We start from the raw sequence: 18531 nt of genomic DNA, 5'->3' as shown, positions 1-18531 counted from the left end.
CTTTTCTTATTAGATTATAAATGGTACCGGTTAGTCAATTCTACGTGAATGTTCATTGACGTAAGCCATAAGTCTTATTGACATCGAGAACAAAAATAATCCCGTTACCAGGCTCGTCAATACGAAGTTCCTGACGAATTGCCGCAACGATAGCCTCGGTGGTATTGCTCTCCGATAGAATCAGCACGATCTCTTTTTCCGGCTCTATAGCCATGGCGAAAAGAGTATGGGTCTCATGAATACCTGAGCCCCTGGCATTGATGATAGTACCTCCTCTTGAACCGGCTTTTGTGGCAGCTTCCATAACTTCCTCCGCCTTACCTCTATCGACAACTGTATATATGGCATTATACATAGGAGCTTCTGCACCTCGACTTTCCTGTTCACTTCGGTAATAGCGATTAAGACCCACAAAACCTCTTACGGCGCTTGCAAAAGCAATTCCGTGATTCGGCTTATGCAACGCCAACTTATCACTTAGAACTTCAAGAGCTTGCTTAGTTGTGTTTTTTTCCCCGATCATCAGTACAATTTCTTTGCGGATATCCGTTAAATCCAAAAACTTTAAAATGGGGTTATTGACTGTTCCTCGCCCTAAGCAGATTGTCCCTCCGGAAATTCCGTTTTGCTTAGCAAGCTTAATTACTTTGCTCCCCATACCGAAGTTAACTACAAAACAGATCAATTCGAATTCCTTTCCCTGAGGGCTATCCTTCATTTTGATTTATTCCTTCCTTCACCGATTTTATTTTAAAAATAAAACCTAATATTTGGAGAGCAATAAGCGGTGTCATCGCGACCATGGCAATGATGCCAAAACCATCGACCAAGACATTGGCTCCTTCGATGGCCTCAGCAGCACCTTGGGCAAAAGCTAAAACGAATGTCGCTGTCATTGGACCCGAAGCAACTCCCCCCGCGTCAAAGGCCATTCCCACAAATAATTTCGACACGAAGTACATGAGGAGAATTGAAATAAGGTAACCGGGCAAAAGAAAATGCCACAACTGAAGTCCGGGAATTAAAATCCTAATCATGGATAAGGCTACTGCAAAAGCAACTCCAATAGAAAGGGCAACCAATACCACCGATCTTTTCACGTATCCACTTGTAACATCTTCTATCTGATGTGTCAATACATAAACTGCCGGTTCGGCTAAAATTACAACCAACCCCAAGACAAATCCGATGGCAATGATGATGAGCTTATTATCTAAAAGGGCTACATTGTAGCCAATCTTGCTTCCAACTTCCATAAAGCCGGCATTGACTCCCGTTAAAAACAGAACCAAGCCAATAAACGTATAAACCAAACCCTTTATAACCTTACGATAGGCCTTTTTCGATAGTTTAAACGATAATTTTTGAAAAACAAAAAATATAAAAATGATGGGCGCTAAAGCTAATAAAATTTCCAGAGCTATAGTCGGTAGTTTATGAATAAATGGTGCTATTACCGAGGTGGAGCCAGCGGCAGCTTCCGGGAGACTTCCTGTAAGTTTATCCTGTTTGGATATAACACTCATAATCATTACCGCTATGATAGCACCGGTTGAGGTTATACCTACGAGGCCAAAGCTATCCTTCTCCGATGCTTTGCCGTCTTTTTTTAAGGACGAAACCCCTAAAGCAAGAGCTAACATGAAAGGTACTGTCAAAGCCCCTGTAGTCGCCCCGGAAGCATCGAAGGATATGGCCAAGAACTCCGGGGAAGTAAAAAAGCTTAATCCCAAAATAAACAAATAAACAACTGTGAGCAATTTATAGAGCGGAACATTGTAGATTATGCGAACCAAGCCACAGGTGAGCAATACGGCTATCCCAATGGAAACAATAGCGACAATGCTTAGCTTGGATATAATGCCTGAGGTAACCATATCTACTTGCGCCGCAAGGATATGCAAGTCCGGTTCAGCAACGGAGATAAAAAAGCCAAGCAATAAACCCGCCACGATAACGATCCATAACTTATTGGTTTTCGCCAAAGTTGCTCCCATCAGGCTTCCTACTTTACTAATGCCAATATCAACACCAAAAAGAAAGATCGATAATCCGAGAATAATTAATAATGCTCCCAGCAGAAATCGAAATAATAAATGAGGCTCTAACGGGGTTAATGTAAAATTAAGACCCAGAACAAGGATAACTATGGGTACAACAGCGAGTAAAACTTCTTTAAATTTTTCTAAAAGTACACTCAAATAAACCCCACTTCCTTTCTATGTTTCTTCTATAATAATTAATATCGACTTACTAAGTATAGCATCGCTTATCTCCTTTTGTCACGGTTTAACCCATTGTTGGGGTTATGGTGATAGAATTTATTAAATTCTGTTTAATAACTTTAATTATTGCAAAACAATTCTTGGCAGTTGTTGACTCTACTTCAAAGATTAGCTATAATGAAATAAACTCGTTGTTCTTGCGGATGAAAACCTTCTCGATTGCCTCCGGCTTTGGGGAGTAAGGACACTTCCCATACAAACGGGTGGAATTTAAAATCTTGGAGGTTTTTTTTGAATGTTTGAAGACAAAGTACTAAGCTGTAAAGACTGTGGTGCCGAATTCGTTTTCTCTGCTTCAGAGCAAGAATTTTACGCTGAAAAAGGCTTTACAAACGAGCCTGGCCGTTGCCCATCTTGCCGTGCGGCCAGAAAAGCTCAAAACCGTAACGGTGGATACTCTTCCCGTCCACAACGGGAAATGTTCCCCGCTGTATGTTCATCCTGCGGAAAAGAAACAACCGTTCCTTTCCAACCTACTGGTGACAAACCCGTATATTGCCGCGACTGCTATACTCCACGTAAACGCAGCAACTGGTAATCTTTTAGGAATTTTTAAAAGAACTTTGAGAAGTATCTCAAAGTTCTTTTTTCTGCTCTTCTTACTTATCTTATCTACATTTTCCCTATCAAATATATTATATTTAAATTTCCTAAAAATTCCGGCATAGTTATATTAAATAAATTTATTGTACATATCTAAAAATAAAATGTTAATTTTCTATGAAACCTATTGTTAAACACTTGCACAAACAACAAAATGTGACTATGATAAAAATAGAACAAGAGTATTGCGAGGTATCAATATGCCAACGTTTCAAGAATATACAGCAAAATCATTCGGATTTAAAGTTAATAAATCAGCCCGGCTAATATCACAACGCCTGTCGCAAAATTTTAAGGAACAGAATCTTGGTGTCACTATAGAACAGTGGCGGCTTCTTCTCTATTTGTGGCGCGAAGATGGCCAAACTCAAAATAGTTTGGCATTGTCCTCGAACAAGGATGAACCCAGTGTCTCCCGGATTATTAATACCATGGAGAAGAATAATCTAGTAGTGAGAACAAGACATCCTCATGACCGACGCACTAATCTGATCTATCTTACGGAGAACGGGAGAAACTTACGCGACGGTCTTATGTCTATGGGGAATAAAACGAACCTCGAAACCATCCAAGGTATTGATCCAAAAGAAATGGAAGTTTGTCTTAAAGTCTTGGATAAGGTTATCGAAAATCTTACACTTATAGAAACCGGCAAGTAAATCGTGATAAATCTTAAAAGAGGGTGACAAAAGGATAATATCCTAATGCCTTCCCTCTTTTTTGTTTGGATAAATCAGTCTTAAGATGAAGTTAAAGCTCCACCCGAAGCAAGTTTACCGAAACGGACCGTAAGGCCCCTGACTTTAGCCATGGGGAGTTGTCAATTTGTCCACATATTGATAGACTTCTAAAACAGCGGATGCTGATAGGCCTGTGTTGAGGATACCGGCACTACTGCCGAAAATGTACCTTCCTCCCCGTAGAGTTTTCTTGAGAATTTCATCTACCTTGCCGACTCCTTCGCAACTAAACCAACTTAAATCGTAGCCACCCATTAGGCACATCTCTTTTCCCGTGGCTTCACGAACTTCGGCTAAATCCATCACAGGTTCCAGGGAATGAACACCATCAAACCCCATTTCCTTTAAGTCCTTCAGAATAAGTTGGATGTTTCCATCGGAATGGAAGAATATCGGAATTTTACTACCCAACACTTCTTGAGCCTCGCGCTGCAAGCTTTGTACCAGTTCCTTAAGACCGGGAAAAAACTTTTCCCGCATTGTGCGGGGAGAAATATACAAGCCGTGATTATAGGCAATATCATCCGCAATCAAAATACCGTGAGCACCTGAGGCCATAGCCTCTTGTCCCAGCTCCAGACTCCTTTTAACTAACCGTTGGACAAGTCTGTCAATCTTTTCCGTATTTTTCACCGTCTCCATTAAAAAATCCGTAAAATCGGAATACTCATGGGCTGCTGCCTGAAAAGGCCCATCGATCAAAGCGAAGAGGAAGTAATCACTTTCTCTTCGCCATTTTTTTAACTCCTGCCACGGATTCTTCAGGTTTTTGGAATCGGACATTAAAACAAGAGCATCAAGCCCCAATAAATTATATGCTTTGATTCTGGCCTTAAAGTCAATAGCTATGGGGGATTGGGGAGAAGTAAGCTCGAGAAGCTTTCCGATTAAGCCGTCTTCAATATGAAACTCACCTTTAGGGAGCTTGTCAACTGCCTCCCCATTAATCATCGCTAAAACTCTTTCTACCTTGGTCATATTCCCTCCACTAAGTAGTAAAAATATGATTAGCGCACATAATCCCGGGGATTTACCGTATCGCCATTGACAATAACCTCAAAGTGCAGATGGGGGCCACTAGAACGTCCGGTAGAACCGACTAAGCCGATCGTCTCTCCCTGGGAAACGGATTGTCCCACTTTCACTAATAATTTGGAGGAATGGGCATAACGAGTCTGAACTCCATTACCATGATCAATTATTATGCAATTGCCGTAATTCCCTAAATTACCCGCTGTGACAACAGTACCTGCTGCGGCAGCCACATAGGAATCACCGATTGAGCCGGCATAATCAACACCTGTGTGAAATTCTCCCCCCCGATAGCCGTAGTAGGAACTAATACCGCCGCCGTAAGGTCGAACTAATCTGGGTATCACCCCGCTACCCCGGGAGGCACTGGCTACCTGAATCCGTTGGGGACCTTTGGCAACAACTTGAGAAACCGGCTGCTTAGTAATTTTCTCATCGACGATGTTTTTGGTAACTACTTGATCGTTCTTTTGTACATACGAGTATGTAACAACCTTTTCGCCATCAGCGCCGGCCTGGGTAACTTTTGATTTACCACTGGCTAAATTGCTGTCAACTTTTGTTACCACATCGAAAGGAATTGTTTCGGTATCGGTTTTGGTTCCTTCCCAAACTACAGTGAGATAGGGGGTTACTTTCTCAATATTGATTTTTTCTCCAGGCTTAATGATTGTATCAAGGGTTGCCCCAGGGTTAGCTGCAAGGACCTCTACAGTCTTAAGGTCATTTTTACGAGCAATCAGCCACCACGAATCTTTTTCTTGTATTATGTATTCTTCTTTCTGCACATTTCCTTGCTTGAGTTGGGCTAAGGCTTCTTCAACTGATGAAATTTCCTCCGGCAAAGCCTGTACGTCCTTTGTTTCTACTTTTTCCTCAAAAGAGACGGAAGCAATTTTATTATTCTCATCTTCTTTAACGTAAATCTCCTGATAAGCTTTCAAGAGCTTATCCACATCCTTTTGGTCGGCAAAAGTAAAAAGGGGCATATCGGCAATTTTAAGTTGCACGGCATCCAGGTAGAAGGATAATTCTCCTTTCAGTTCATCCTTAGTTAAAGGTTTATAGCCATTATCGATCCTGGCATTACTATATTCAATATTATCAGAGGTATTCGCTGCTTCGCCGAATGGAGCCCCTTCTTCCTGAAGGATTTCCTCGAGCATCTCTTCCCCTTTCTTGACGCTTTCAACGATTCCCACAGTTTTACCGTTGACAATTACATAGGCTGCCGGAGCAGTGGTGTTCAGATAGTATCCGCTGCCGCCGATGATCAAAAGAACTGCTAATCCACCCCCGATCATCTTCGGTGATTTCCAAGGCAATTTATTCAATAACTTAATGAAAGGTTTGGGGACCTTAGTAAAAGTCTTCACAGGCTGTTGCAATTAGTTACCTCCTTCAACAAACAACTCAGAAATATTATACAGTATGTATGTGTACATTTTGTGAAGATCTTAAAAATTTTTCCGTCAAATCTTTTTATTCTTCCTGCTTTGATCTATTCCCATAAATCACGAGTAAGTCGCTCAATATTTTCTCTGCGTCTTGCAAGTTCATTGCGGTCAAGTCTATATTCTCCATCGACTTGAATAATAGAATCCCCTTCCTTGGCCTCAGGAGGAAGTTCGTGACGGGGAATATCAATCATGACACGATCTTCCCTTTCAACCACAGCATAATCACCCTCAAAACGGTCAATAATTCCTTTCATGCCAAAGCACTCCTTTCAACCCACATAAACCTACTTCTCCGTATTGAAGTTAATCATCGAACCATCCGCTATCGCAGTTATTGTTCCCTGTCTATCGGTCCGATAAACTTTTACCCCCGCCTTATCCAACCGCTTAAGGACTGCAGGGGTGGGATGACCATACGTATTGTCTCCTCCCACCGGAATTACTGCGTACTTAGGCTTAACTTTAGCAAGGAAGCCGGGCGTAGTGGATGAATTACTCCCATGATGACCTACTTTCAGAACATCAGCTTGCAAATCAATATTGGCAGCCAGCAATTCCTGTTCGGAGACGTCTTCTGCATCTCCTGTAAAAAGAAAACTATTTGATCCATAAACCAAGCGTAAGACAATACTATAGTTATTGGTATCCTCATATTTACCGGCGCGTGGAGCAATGATCTCGGCAGAAAGCCGGGGGCCTTCTGCGACCTGACCCAAGTCAAGTTTCACCCCTGCTTTTCCTTCCTTAATCTTTAGCCCTTTTGCCTGAATAGCCAATAAAACATCTTCAAAAGTCTTCGTATTAGCGGTCACCTTGGGCAAAAATACTTGCCCGACCTGAAAATTCTCAACGACTGTATCCATGCCGCCAATATGATCCTCATGGGGATGGGTTCCGATCAGAACATGGATTTTCTCTATCCCCTGCTCCTTTAAGTAACTCGTAAGAAATTTAGCACCAGCGTTATTTCCTGCATCAATAAGTATGTTCTTCCCATTCGGAGTTCTGATAAGGGTAGCATCGGCTTGACCCACATCAATAAAGTTCACTGTTAAGTTTAGATCAGCCTGAGGATTTGTAGAATTTGATTCCCCTGAGCCGCTATGATTATTTGGAGCAGGAGCATCGGAAACTGTACAGCCTGCTGCTAAAAATAGGAGCAGCAGGGTTAGCATAAGGCTTAAGAATTTCATAATCACTCGCTTTTCCTCATACTCTTTTATCTTCACAAGATCACTCCTAAGATATTTATAATCAAACTAAAATCCTGAATGCATGTTGCACTCAGGATCATAGCTTTAAGCCTTAGGGCCGGCCTCTTTAATCTCTTTAGCCGCCCCTTTAAACTGATCAAAGTTTTGAATAAAACGCTGAGCCAACTCTTTAGCATTAGCAGCATAGGCTTCTTGATCTTGCCAGGTTAGACGTGGGTTCAAAACCTCGCTGGGTACTCCCTCTACTTGATCAGGGACCAAGATGCCGAAGATTGGATCAGCTGTGAATTCAGCCTTTTCCAGAGACCCGTTTAAAGCCGCGGAAACCATAGCCCGAGTGTAACGAAGATCAATTCGTTTGCCTACTCCATAAGGTCCGCCGGACCACCCGGTGTTAACCAGGTAAACTCGGGTGCCATAGGTATCGATTCGATTTCCCAGCATCTCGGCATAAACCTGGGGTGCCAAAGGTAGGAAAGGTGCGCCAAAGCAAGCCGAAAAAGTAGCCACCGGCTCGGTAATTCCCCGCTCTGTACCGGCCAGTTTGGAGGTATATCCGGACATAAAATGATACATAGCTTGTTCTTTAGTTAATTTGGCGATAGGGGGTAGCACACCAAAGGCATCAGCAGTAAGGAACACGATTGTATTAGGATGTCCGCCCACTCCAGGAATAACAGCCCCGTCAATATAATCAATGGGATAAGCTGCCCGGGTATTTTCCGTTAGGGATGAGTCATTATAATCTGCAGCGAGAGTTTCCGGCTCAAGAACCACATTCTCTAATACTGTTCCGTATTTAATGGCACCCCAAATTTGCGGTTCCTTTTCTTCTGAAAGGTTTATGCATTTTGCATAGCAGCCACCTTCAAAATTAAACACGCCATTTGGGGACCAACCATGCTCATCATCTCCGATTAAACGGCGCTCCGGGTCAGCAGAAAGAGTTGTTTTGCCTGTTCCGGACAAGCCAAAGAACAAGGCCGCATCCCCTTCTTTACCAACATTTGCCGAGCAGTGCATAGGCATAACTTCTCTTAAGGGTAAATAATAGTTCATAACACTGAAGATTGATTTCTTCATCTCGCCGGCATAGTGAGTGCCGCCGATTAATACAACTCTTTTTTCAAAGGAGCAGATGATAAAAGCCTCGGAGTGAGTCCCATGGATTTCCGGGTTGGCTTTAAAACCGGGTACGGCAATAATCGTGAACTGCGGTTGGTGGTTCGCTAACTCTTCTTGGGTAGGGCGGATAAAAAGTTGATGAACAAAAAGGTTTTGCCAAGCAAATTCATTAATCACGCGGATGGGAAGACGATATTCTTCGTCAGCCCCGGCGAATCCATCGAAGATGAACAGTTCCTCTTTAGTTTGGGTATAGGCTTTTACTTCATCATATAACTTCTCAAAGTTTTCCGGGGAAATTGGACGATTCACACTACCCCAGTTAATTTGCTCATGAACAGAAGGCTCATCTACAATAAATTTATCTAAAGGGGAACGTCCGGTATATTTCCCCGTACTTACCCGAAATGCTTCGGTGGAAGCCAAAACGCCTTCACCGCGTTTAAGAGCTATTTCAATCAATTCCGATACCGCTAAATTGTTATGAACGATTTGATTCATGATTCATGCTACCCCTTTTCCCGTAATAAAATATACAAAATACACGAAACAAACAACATACATTCACCATTATAAAGCAGACCACAGGATTTGGCACCTACTTTTTCGACAATATGTTTGTTAAATTATTCATTAGCAGTTTTTGCCCTTTCTGTCATCCCGAAGGTCGTGAGGGATCTAGATCCTTCGGTCGGTTCCTCTCTCAGGATGACAAATAGCTATGATTTCATAACAATGACCTGACGTTTGGGCTCGGAATGACCCGACGTAATAAAAACGCTGAGACCCTTATTTTGGCGTCTCAGCGTTGAATCTTTAAACTAGAGTTCTAGTAATTTTTAAGTTCGGTTTTTAAAGTAAGTTTTACTTCGCTGCATAATAGTTGATTAAACTTCCTTTGAGGATGATTTCTCTTTCATCCTGGGTCAAAGGATTAAGCTGGAGCTTAATCTCTTTCACCCCATCGGCAGTAATCAACTGAGCAGTTATTTCGTCATTTTCATTTAATATGCTTTGGCGTATTCCCGAGACAAAGAGGTAATCATCTACTTGGAAAACCGTATTTTGGTCCTTCTCCCAAGTAAAGGGCAGCATTCCCCAGTTAATCAGATTGCTCCGATAACGCTTTGTCGCATACTCTTGAGCAATGTTAGCCCAACCTCCGAGAACTTTCTGGCAGGAAGCGGCTTGTTCCCGTGCCGAACCATCGCCGGGTTTTACAGCGTATACCACCGTGCCGATTCCGGTATTGGCAAGTACACTTTCCGGATCTGCGTAATTAGGAGCGGCCTTGAGCACCTGTTCTGCCACTGAGCGCAATTCTTCACTCAGACCGGTAAAGTCCTTTTCACCCCCGACCAGACTTTGGCGTTCCTTCTCTAATGCCTGAACTGCTTTGGCCCGCTCTACATATTGAGGTTCTTTACGGGATAAGGTGAATTCAGCCAGTCTTAAGGGGTTAGAACGATAGGAAGAGGTCTCCCCGGAAGGAATCAGCTCATCCGTTGTGGTGACGGGATCGTGAATTACAGCGGCAAATTTCAGAAGGACATTTTCCGGCAAGGCAATCATTTTCGGCCAGTCTGCAATATTAGGACCGAACCTTAACTCTTCATCAACTTGGGGATTCCCGAACCCCTGATATACTCTCTTGGCATAAATGTCAGAGTTGAATTCATACTCCGCTTCAGTGGGTGTAAAGTCAAGCTCGGTTGCTGCCGTTAACTGTCCGCCATTGATGACAGTAGCGGCGATGGAGCGAGCGTCCATCAGAGCTACGGAAGAGATCTGCAGATCTCCGGGCTTTGAGCCTTCCCGATTGGGGAAGTTACGAGTGGTATGGCGAATGCTCAATTGGCCATTGGCCGGAACATCTCCGGCCCCAAAACAAGGTCCACAGAAGGCTGTCTTAATCAAAGTCCCTGCCTCCATGAGTTTACCGATAGCACCTTGCTTAATCAGTTCATAATAAATGGGCTGACTGGCGGGGTAAACACTAAAGGAAAGATAATTATTACCCACGGAATGACTATCAACAATAGCAGCCACATCCATGATGTTTTCAAAGCTGCCACCGGCACAACCGGCCACAATTCCTTGGTCCACTTGGAGTCGGCCGTTAACAACCCGATCGGTCAAGCTGAACTTAATCCGGGGATTATCCAACTGTTTCCTTCCTTCTTCTTCAACCTGCTTGAGGATATCCAGAGGATTCTGATTTAATTCGGCAATGGTAAAGGTATTGCTGGGGTGGAAAGGTAGGGCAATCATCGGCACAATCTTGCTTAAATCAACTACAACCATGCCGTCATAATAAGCCACTTCACCCGGCTCTAATTTAGCATAAGCATCCTCACGGCCATGGACGGCAAAATACTTCTTCACTTTATCATCGGTTACCCAGATGGAACTTAAGCAGGTAGTTTCCGTGGTCATAACATCAATACCGCTGCGGAAATCCACGGATAAATTTTCAATGCCGGGACCCACGAACTCCATCACTTTATTTTTAACAAAGCCATTTTTAAATACCGCCCCGATAATTGCTAAGGCTACGTCTTGAGGACCTACCCCCGGCTGGGGTTTGCCCTCCAAATAAATAGCGACAACGCCGGGATATTTAATATCATAAGTCTTATTCAGAAGTTGTTTGACCAGCTCCGGTCCCCCTTCACCTACACCCATGGTGCCAAAAGCGCCATAACGGGTATGGCTGTCGGAACCGAGGAGCATCTTGCCACAGCCGGTCATCATTTCCCGCATATATTGGTGAATTACGGCCTGATGAGCAGGTACAAAAATGCCACCGTATTTTTTCGCCGCAGATAAACCAAACACGTGGTCATCTTCATTAATTGTTCCTCCTACTGCATTGAGACTGTTATGACAGTTAGTCAATACATAAGGGAGAGGAAACTCCTTCAAACCACTAGCCCGGGCAGTTTGGACAATCCCCACGTAAGTAATATCGTGGGAAGTTAAGGCGTCAAAACGAATTTTCAACTGATCCATATCTCCGGAAGTATTATGCCGGGAGAGAATCTGATAAGCCATGGTATTCTTACGAGCGGTTTCAGGATTAAGGAGTTCCTGACCCAAATATACATTTGTATCTTTTACCTCTAAGGGTCGTTTCCCTTGAATAAGGTATGTTCCATTATTAATTAGACGTATCATGAGCATCCTCCGTATTCTAAGGTATTTCCTCCTAATGAGGCATGGTTATAATTTACCTACATTTCTTTAATCAAGCAACCTTTTATGGCCAAGTATACAATATTTAATCACATTAAGCTATAACAATCGTTCCATCCCTGGGTAACGCTGCTCATGCCTGCATGACTTAAAGAAAGCCCGGCTTGCGCCCGAAAGCAAGTAAAAAAGGCAGCTTAAACTGCCTTTTTGCCTAAAGGTTAGATTCTATACTCCCAAGTCTTAATACTTTATAACAGTCAACAACATTTTAAAACGTTGGCGAGCTTCTAACCCATGGGGAATATCCGATGGCATAATGAGGGTTTCCCCCGCTTTTACGTTGAAAACTTCCTCACCGATAGTAATCTCAGCTTCTCCATCTAGAATCTGGACCATGGCATCGCCGGAAGTCTTATGGGTGCTAATCCCTTCACCTTCATCCAAGGAGAATAAGGTAATACTGACGATAGAGTTTTGGGCAATGGTCCGGCTAATCACTTGTCCCGGTTGATAGGTAATCAGCTCCCTTAAGTCCAATACCTTGGAGAACTCAATATTTTTCATAATCTGAGTCATAAGATAATCCCCCTTTATCTCAATTCGGTAATTTGCTTATGACTTATTCTACCCCGAGCAACCCCAAAAAAATGTGATTGGAATAATTTTAACCCCTTTATAAATTCGGGTATAGATTCTTGGTCAAGATACTTCGCTACCGCTCAGTATGACAGGTTTAAATATAGTATGACAGGCTTAGATATTAGTTTGACAGGCTTAGATATTAGTTTGACAGACCCATGTTATTATTGTCGCCCTAAAGAAGCATGCAAGTTTAACTCAATGTCATCCTGAGGAAGTATGACGAAGGATCTTGCTTAGTTAGACAAGCTGGTAATCGGGGCAGGAATTCTACCGCCGCGACGGATAAACTCGCGGGACGAAAAGGGATTAAGCTTAATCACCGGAGCACCGCCAAGAAGTCCCCCGAATTCCACTCGGTCCCCGACTTTTTTGCCGATGGCCGGTATTACCCGTACCGCAGTTGTCTTCTTATTAATCATGCCAATAGCCGCTTCATCAGCGATGATTCCGGCAATGGTCTCCGGTTCTACATCCCCCGGAATGGCAATCATGTCTAAGCCCACCGAGCAAACGCAGGTCATAGCCTCCAGCTTATCGATGCTTAGCGCCCCCAGCTCCACTGCTTGGATCATTCCCGCATCTTCCGAGACCGGGATAAAAGCCCCGCTCAATCCCCCCACATGAGAAGAGGCCATTGCTCCTCCCTTTTTTACCGCATCGTTAAGTAAAGCCAAGGCCGCTGTAGTCCCATGAGCTCCGCAACGCTCGAAGCCCATATTCTCTATGATTTCCGCTACACTATCTCCAACCGCCGGCGTGGGAGCAAGGGACAGATCCACGATACCAAAAGGTACCTTCAACTCTTTTGAAGCCTCGCGACCGATCAATTCACCCATCCGGGTAATTTTAAAAGCCGTTCGCTTAATTAGATTAGCCAGCTCCCCCAAATCCGCTTGGGGGTTCTTCTTTACAGCATGAGCGACAACACCGGGGCCGCTAACCCCACATTGATCACTGTTTCCGGCTCGCCCACTCCATGGAAGGACCCGGCCATAAAGGGATTATCCTCCGGAGCATTGCAAAAGACTACTAATTTTGCTGCAGCGATTCCATCCTGCTCCGCAGTTCGGCGGGCACACTCCAGGATCACTTCACCCATTTTTAGAACTGCATCCATATTGATGCCGGACTTGGTGCAGCCTATATTTACTGAGGAACAGACCATATCCGTTTCGGATAATGCTTGTGGTATCGCCTCAATCAAGGCCCGGTCCCCTTTGGTCAAGCCTTTTTGAACAAGGGCGGAAAATCCCCCCAAGAAATTGACTCCTACTGCCTTAGCTGCCTTATCTAGGGACTTAGCCAATCTAACCATTTCCTCAGGATTAAAGTTGGAACCTAAGAGAGCAACCGGTGTTACGGAAACCCTTTTGTTAACAATAGGAATCCCATAACGGGAGGCAAGACCCTCCCCTACCTTTACCAAGTGCTCGGCTTTGCGGGTGATTTTATCATAAATTTTTTGCTCTACTTGCCGGATATCATCTCCGGCACAATCCAGCAAGCTGATTCCCATGGTAATTGTACGGATATCCAGGTTCTCATTTTCCACCATCTCGATGGTTTGCAGAATTTCATGAGGTGCGATATGCATTTTCATAATTAATTCGACCTCCTTATATCCGATGCATGAAGGAGAAGATATCTTCATGCTGGACATTGACCCTCAAGCCCCGGGCTTCTCCCTCATTTTGCAATTGCTTGGTGAGATCCCCTAAAGAAATGGTGGCTTGGGTCACATCTACGATCATGATCATGGTGAAGAATCCTTGCAGGATAGTCTGGCTAAGATCGAGTACATTGATAGACTTCTCCGCCAAACGCCCGGTCAGCCAAGCGATAATTCCGATCTGGTCCTTACCTAAAATAGAGATGATCACGCGATTGGAGGTTTCGTTAGCATTTTCAAAGTTCATTTTCCTTACCCCTTTTCTTTTCTTAATTCTTTTCATTTTTCCCGCAATGAGTAAATTATAAGATCCTTCACGCATTCCTCCAGGAAATAAAAAAGAGTCAAATTAAGCTTGACTCCGGCGAACGAAATTTTAGGCGAATCTTTGTAGCCATATGTCATTCATCATGGCATACATTCAACACGCTTAAATTCTCTGTCCTTTTGCCTGAGAGATTGAACAGTTTTAGCTGTCTTGCCCCTTCGGCGTCCTTGCGGAACTCTCCAGAGTCCTGTCCTTTTCCAGTCGGCCATGGCTTAACATACCTCCTGAAAAGATCATCCAGCCTTATTAACTTCTAAAGTATTATATACACAATCTTGGGGAGTTGTAAACTCTAGAATGAACCTTCTGTTTATTTTTAAAGAAAAGGGACGTCACAAAACTACTTTTTTGAACTATTCTGATCGCTTTGCAATAGCCCTGCTCTCATTTAAGCAGGAGTAAGTCATTACATCTTTCTTTTATCCGATTTGTCCTAAAGAGCTAGTTATAGGAACTTTGCTAAGATTCACAAAATATCGAGATAAGTTCTTCAAGTTTAGCCTGAATTAAAAAAAATAGCCCGTTTATAGATTTTTGGGCATACGACCGCCTATCAATCTCGTTATTTTTTTAGCTGCTTCGACTACTTGCTTAGCACAATGATCCTTGGAAGGAGAATTTAATTGTTGGGATAGGCCGACACAGCCTACCACGAAAACTATATCCATATTCTCGTTAAAAATCGGCGCAGAAATGCCGTATACGCCTACTGTATGCTCATCGAAACTTTCCGCATAACCGTGTTGGCGTACTTTCGCTAACTCCAATTTGAACTGTTTTAAATTTGTAATTGACTTACTGGTAAATTGCTTAAAGCCAATTTTTTTAATACGCTGCTCCGCTTCCGCTTGGTCTAAAAAGGCTAAATAACATTTGCCAAAAGAAGCACTTGTCAACGGAAAGTGTTGCCCGACATTAACAGTTACTCTAACGGGAAAATTGGGCTCCTCTTTGGCTACGTACATTAGCTTATAGTCCGCAATGGGTTCCAATAATACACAGGTTTGTTCTGTTTCAGCACAAAGCCATTTTAATATTGGTTTTATCATGTCTAAATAATTGGTGAATTCTGAAGCCCTTGAACCCAGCACTATGAGATAAGAGCCAAGGCTATATTTTTTTGTCTCCTGCTCATAAAAAACGAAGTGATAGTCCTCTAGAACCTTTAAAATCCGGTGACAGGTGCTTTTATTAATTTCTAAATTCTTGGCAATTTCCGATAATGTACTGTTTTTATATTTATATCGACTGAGATACTCAAGAATCCGGATTGCTGCTTGAACAGCTGGAACCTCGGATCGTTGCTTGGCAACTTCCATATTCTTTTCCTCCTAATTGTTGGGAGATTTTTAGACCAATTATAAACCGAGTAATCCATGTAAGCAATAGAATTATTCCGAAATAAAATTAATCTTCGGAAAATTCAGAAAGTGTATTGACTAAAAAAAGTTTTGTGTATATCATTGTTCAAATTGAGGAATATCGTTCCATATACGGAACAATATCCAAATTGAACTTTATCCGGAAAGAGGTGATATTAACCAAGCACTTACCCCTTTATAGATAGTATAAAATTGAGGAATTATCTAAAGAGAAAAAAGAGTGGAAATCATGAGGGATTAGGAGTGAACTATAAAGAAATTGAGGAGGTTACTTTATGGTGCAAGCCAACAATAGGACTAACAAAATATGGATTTTGGTCTTTATCTCTTCCTTCATTGGTTTATTGGTAGATGGGATGGATTTACAATTTCTATCTTTAAGTTTAACCCATTTAATGAGCGATTTTCAGATCACTAAAACCCAAGCCGGTGCACTCAGTACTTATTCCTTAATAGGGATGGCTATTGGTGGTTTTTTCGGTGGCTGGTTAGCTGACCGTATAGGCCGGGTAAAAACTGTTGCCTGGACCATTATTGTCTTTTCAATCGGTACATTTATTCTTGCCTTCACGCAAACTTACTGGCAATTTGCCATTGTTCGCTTCATCTCTGCATTAGGCTTAGGGGCAGAATATGTGGTGTGCAACACCCTAATGTCGGAATACGTGCCAACAGAAAAAAGAACAACCATACTTGGTACTGTTCAAGCCGGTTGGTCAGTCGGTTACTTGGTTGCCGCCTTATTGGCAGGTGCCATTCTCCCAAGCTACGGTTGGCGTCCGCTATTCATGATAGCCTTGGCGCCAGTCATCTTGGCCATTATTATGAGGCGTTTTATACCCGAACCCGCGGGATGGCAAACAGCGACCAAGGAATCGGTAGTTAGACGGCGGGGCGAATGGAAGACAATCCTTACTGACCGTAAGATACTCGTACCCTTCCTCATTTGGAGCCTTACTTCTACCTTCTTGCAGTTTGGTTATTATGGCGTAGGTTCCTGGCTACCAACTTACTTAGTCAGTGAATTAAACTTTAACTTTAAAACTATGACAAGTTACTTAGTTGGAACATATACCGCTATGATTATTGGCAAAATGGTAACCGGTTGGTTAGCTGATAAGCTCGGTCGGAAAGCAATGTATGTAACAGGTGGCCTGCTCACAGCATTATTCTTACCCTTTATTATTCTCTACCATACTCCTGGTAACATTGTCCTCCTGCTTACAATTTTCGGGTTCTTATATGGTATGCCTTACGCCGTAAATGCAACATTCATGACGGAAAGCTTTGCTACTGATGTTAGGGGGACAGCCGTAGGTGGTGCTTATAATATCGGAAGAGCAGGTGCAGCGATGGCACCGGTGATTATTGGCATGGTTGCTGAAACACATTCAATCGGTTTTGGACTTGGGCTCTTGGGTATATCGTATGCCTTAACAGGTATAATCCCTGCATTATTCGTTAAAGAAAAAATGTATAACCCTTATTCTACAGAGCAAAAACCAGCAATGTAAAAAAGTTGACTTTTGGAAGTGGGTCAACCTACCCACTTCCAAAATACTATATATTTTTTTAAACTTAACGTTCCATTAACGGGATTACGTTCCGATTATGATAATTACTGTTTTGGGGAGGAGAAATATGAATGGACCGCTCGAAGGAATAAAGGTTTTAGAACTTTCGCGCACTTTGGCCGGGCCCTATGGCAGCATGCTGCTGGCAGATATGGGGGCAGATGTGCTCAAGGTAGAACAACCAGGACTTGGCGATGAGACAAGAAGCTATGTTCCTCCTACTCAGGGGGGCGAAAGTTGCTACTTTATGAGTCTGAATAAGAACAAGCGGGCAATGACCTTAAACCTTAAAACTAAAGAAGGTCAGGAAATCGTCAAAAAGCTTGTGCTTGAAGCGGATGTATTAATTGAAAACTTTCGCAATGGGACTATGGAGAAATTCGGCTTAGGTTATGAAGAATTAAAAAAAATCAATCCAAGACTTGTTTATTGTGCCGTGAGCGGTTATGGAAGAACAGGTCCAATGGCGGATGAACCGGCCTATGACCTCGTTTTACAAGCCTTTGGCGGGTTAATGAGTGTCACCGGCGAACCAGACCGTCCCCCGGTTAGGGTTGGTTTCTCAATTGTAGACCTTACGACGGGTCTATATGCTGCTCTCGGTGTGATGATGGCCCTTTGGGCTAGAGAAAAAACAGGCGAGGGCCAATATGTCGAAGCTTCACTTCTGGAATCGATCGTTTCTCTGCAAGTCTACTTAGCACAAGGTGTATTGGCCACAGGCAAATCCCCGCAAAGAATGGGCTCAGGACATCCTAGCCTGGCTCCATATAATGCAATTGAAACCAAAGATGGTTATGCCATTATTGCGGTTCCCAATGACTGGCTTTGGCGGAAAATGTGTGATGCAATTGGCCTGGACGAACTTAAAGAGCATCCTAAGTTTGCCCTTAATGCCGATAGGGTAAAAAATCGAACTGAACTCATTTTTCGGATGACAGAAGTGACAAAAACCCTTACGACCAAGGAACTCACCGAAAAGCTAAAGCAAGCCGGTGTTCCAGGAGGTCCCATTAACGATATCGCCCGGGTTTTACAAGAACCTCAAGTAGTGCATCGAGGAATGATTCAGGAGATAGAACATCCCACGGTTGGCATGTTAAAGGTATTAGGAATTCCTTACACCCTTTCGGATACTCCTGGTTCGGTCAGAATAGCTCCCCCTTTGTTGGGACAACACACTAATGAAGTTTTGAAGCATTTGGGCTACAGTATGAGTGGCATTGAGACTTTAAGGGAAAAGGGAATTATTTAGCACGTAGGAATAGAGGGGAGAAAAGAT

Annotated in this window: 15 protein-coding genes, 1 pseudogene and 1 riboswitch; of the genes and pseudogenes, 4 read left to right on the top strand and 12 right to left on the bottom strand. The window is 43.1% G+C overall.

Features of this window, described 5'->3' with window-relative positions:
* Nucleotides 1-52: 52 nt before the first annotated feature.
* Together AC1U9U_RS06030 and AC1U9U_RS06025 are read right to left on the bottom strand one after the other, a co-directional pair.
* A complete protein-coding gene (locus AC1U9U_RS06030) occupies nt 53-718 on the bottom strand; it encodes a P-II family nitrogen regulator (RefSeq protein ID WP_479959649.1) in 666 nt (221 codons plus the stop codon).
* A complete protein-coding gene (locus tag AC1U9U_RS06025) occupies nt 708-2201 on the bottom strand; it encodes a DUF1538 domain-containing protein (protein WP_479959648.1) in 1494 nt (497 codons plus the stop codon). The genes AC1U9U_RS06030 and AC1U9U_RS06025 overlap by 11 nt, the downstream gene beginning before the upstream one ends.
* A gap of 319 nt (nt 2202-2520) precedes the next feature.
* On the opposite strand from AC1U9U_RS06025, the gene AC1U9U_RS06020 reads away from it, so the two are divergent.
* Together AC1U9U_RS06020 and AC1U9U_RS06015 are read left to right on the top strand one after the other, a co-directional pair.
* Nucleotides 2521-2823 (top strand): zinc-ribbon domain containing protein, encoded by a 303-nt coding sequence (locus AC1U9U_RS06020; protein ID WP_479959647.1) that lies wholly within the window; start codon nt 2521-2523, stop codon nt 2821-2823.
* 265 nt (nt 2824-3088) lie between these two features.
* Nucleotides 3089-3547, top strand: a complete 459-nt coding sequence (locus AC1U9U_RS06015) for a MarR family winged helix-turn-helix transcriptional regulator (RefSeq protein WP_479959646.1) — start codon at nt 3089-3091, stop codon at nt 3545-3547.
* 144 nt (nt 3548-3691) lie between these two features.
* Here AC1U9U_RS06015 and AC1U9U_RS06010 read toward each other — a convergent pair whose 3' ends face one another.
* The 10 genes and pseudogenes from AC1U9U_RS06010 to AC1U9U_RS05965 all read right to left on the bottom strand — a co-directional run bounded on the left by AC1U9U_RS06010 (nt 3692) and on the right by AC1U9U_RS05965 (nt 15612).
* The gene (locus AC1U9U_RS06010; RefSeq protein ID WP_479959645.1) at nt 3692-4606 is read right to left on the bottom strand and encodes a uroporphyrinogen decarboxylase family protein; all 915 of its coding nucleotides are present in this window, start codon (nt 4604-4606) and stop codon (nt 3692-3694) included.
* 29 nt (nt 4607-4635) lie between these two features.
* A complete protein-coding gene (locus AC1U9U_RS06005) occupies nt 4636-5964 on the bottom strand; it encodes a peptidoglycan DD-metalloendopeptidase family protein (RefSeq protein WP_479959651.1) in 1329 nt (442 codons plus the stop codon).
* 197 nt (nt 5965-6161) lie between these two features.
* A complete protein-coding gene (locus AC1U9U_RS06000) occupies nt 6162-6374 on the bottom strand; it encodes a DUF3006 domain-containing protein (protein WP_479959644.1) in 213 nt (70 codons plus the stop codon).
* Nucleotides 6375-6404: 30 nt separating this feature from the next.
* On the bottom strand, nt 6405-7313 hold the full coding sequence (locus AC1U9U_RS05995; RefSeq protein ID WP_479959650.1) for a ComEC/Rec2 family competence protein: 909 nt from the start codon (nt 7311-7313) through the stop codon (nt 6405-6407).
* Between the two features lie 105 nt (nt 7314-7418).
* Nucleotides 7419-8960, bottom strand: a complete 1542-nt coding sequence (gene pckA, locus AC1U9U_RS05990; protein ID WP_479959643.1) for a phosphoenolpyruvate carboxykinase (ATP) — start codon at nt 8958-8960, stop codon at nt 7419-7421.
* Between the two features lie 363 nt (nt 8961-9323).
* Complete coding sequence (locus tag AC1U9U_RS05985) at nt 9324-11636, bottom strand: hydratase (protein WP_479959642.1); 2313 nt, start codon at nt 11634-11636, stop codon at nt 9324-9326.
* 258 nt (nt 11637-11894) lie between these two features.
* Nucleotides 11895-12230 (bottom strand): cupin domain-containing protein, encoded by a 336-nt coding sequence (locus AC1U9U_RS05980; protein ID WP_479959641.1) that lies wholly within the window; start codon nt 12228-12230, stop codon nt 11895-11897.
* Between the two features lie 299 nt (nt 12231-12529).
* Nucleotides 12530-13896, bottom strand: a pseudogene (locus tag AC1U9U_RS05975) (DUF711 family protein).
* A 16-nt stretch (nt 13897-13912) separates the two neighbouring features.
* Nucleotides 13913-14212, bottom strand: a complete 300-nt coding sequence (locus tag AC1U9U_RS05970; protein WP_479959640.1) for an ACT domain-containing protein — start codon at nt 14210-14212, stop codon at nt 13913-13915.
* 182 nt (nt 14213-14394) lie between these two features.
* Nucleotides 14395-14486, bottom strand: a riboswitch (glycine riboswitch).
* A 331-nt stretch (nt 14487-14817) separates the two neighbouring features.
* Nucleotides 14818-15612, bottom strand: coding sequence for an IclR family transcriptional regulator (locus AC1U9U_RS05965; protein WP_479959639.1), 795 nt, complete (start codon nt 15610-15612; stop codon nt 14818-14820).
* Nucleotides 15613-15950: 338 nt separating this feature from the next.
* Between AC1U9U_RS05965 and AC1U9U_RS05960 the strand changes: the two genes are divergently transcribed.
* Nucleotides 15951-17189: an MFS transporter gene (locus AC1U9U_RS05960; RefSeq protein ID WP_479959638.1), complete on the top strand. Its 1239-nt coding sequence runs from the start codon at nt 15951-15953 to the stop codon at nt 17187-17189.
* A gap of 127 nt (nt 17190-17316) precedes the next feature.
* Nucleotides 17317-18504 (top strand): CaiB/BaiF CoA transferase family protein, encoded by a 1188-nt coding sequence (locus AC1U9U_RS05955; RefSeq protein ID WP_479959637.1) that lies wholly within the window; start codon nt 17317-17319, stop codon nt 18502-18504.
* Nucleotides 18505-18531 lie beyond the last annotated feature (27 nt).

Source organism: Desulfitobacterium sp. (assembly GCF_982384815.1).
Note: the sequence above shows the minus strand (reverse complement) of the source record. Positions and strands in the feature narration are given on the sequence as shown.

Coding starts and splice junctions, on each gene's coding strand:
- AC1U9U_RS06030 (WP_479959649.1), bottom strand. CDS start 718: ATGAAGGATAGCCCTCAGGGAAAGGAATTCGAATTGATCTGTTTTGTA.
- AC1U9U_RS06020 (WP_479959647.1), top strand. CDS start 2,521: ATGTTTGAAGACAAAGTACTAAGCTGTAAAGACTGTGGTGCCGAATTC.
- AC1U9U_RS06015 (WP_479959646.1), top strand. CDS start 3,089: ATGCCAACGTTTCAAGAATATACAGCAAAATCATTCGGATTTAAAGTT.
- AC1U9U_RS06010 (WP_479959645.1), bottom strand. CDS start 4,606: ATGACCAAGGTAGAAAGAGTTTTAGCGATGATTAATGGGGAGGCAGTT.
- AC1U9U_RS06005 (WP_479959651.1), bottom strand. CDS start 5,964: ATGATCGGGGGTGGATTAGCAGTTCTTTTGATCATCGGCGGCAGCGGA.
- AC1U9U_RS06000 (WP_479959644.1), bottom strand. CDS start 6,374: ATGAAAGGAATTATTGACCGTTTTGAGGGTGATTATGCTGTGGTTGAA.
- AC1U9U_RS05995 (WP_479959650.1), bottom strand. CDS start 7,313: ATGAAATTCTTAAGCCTTATGCTAACCCTGCTGCTCCTATTTTTAGCA.
- pckA (WP_479959643.1), bottom strand. CDS start 8,960: ATGAATCAAATCGTTCATAACAATTTAGCGGTATCGGAATTGATTGAA.
- AC1U9U_RS05985 (WP_479959642.1), bottom strand. CDS start 11,636: ATGATACGTCTAATTAATAATGGAACATACCTTATTCAAGGGAAACGA.
- AC1U9U_RS05980 (WP_479959641.1), bottom strand. CDS start 12,230: ATGACTCAGATTATGAAAAATATTGAGTTCTCCAAGGTATTGGACTTA.
- AC1U9U_RS05970 (WP_479959640.1), bottom strand. CDS start 14,212: ATGAACTTTGAAAATGCTAACGAAACCTCCAATCGCGTGATCATCTCT.
- AC1U9U_RS05965 (WP_479959639.1), bottom strand. CDS start 15,612: ATGGAAGTTGCCAAGCAACGATCCGAGGTTCCAGCTGTTCAAGCAGCA.
- AC1U9U_RS05960 (WP_479959638.1), top strand. CDS start 15,951: ATGGTGCAAGCCAACAATAGGACTAACAAAATATGGATTTTGGTCTTT.
- AC1U9U_RS05955 (WP_479959637.1), top strand. CDS start 17,317: ATGAATGGACCGCTCGAAGGAATAAAGGTTTTAGAACTTTCGCGCACT.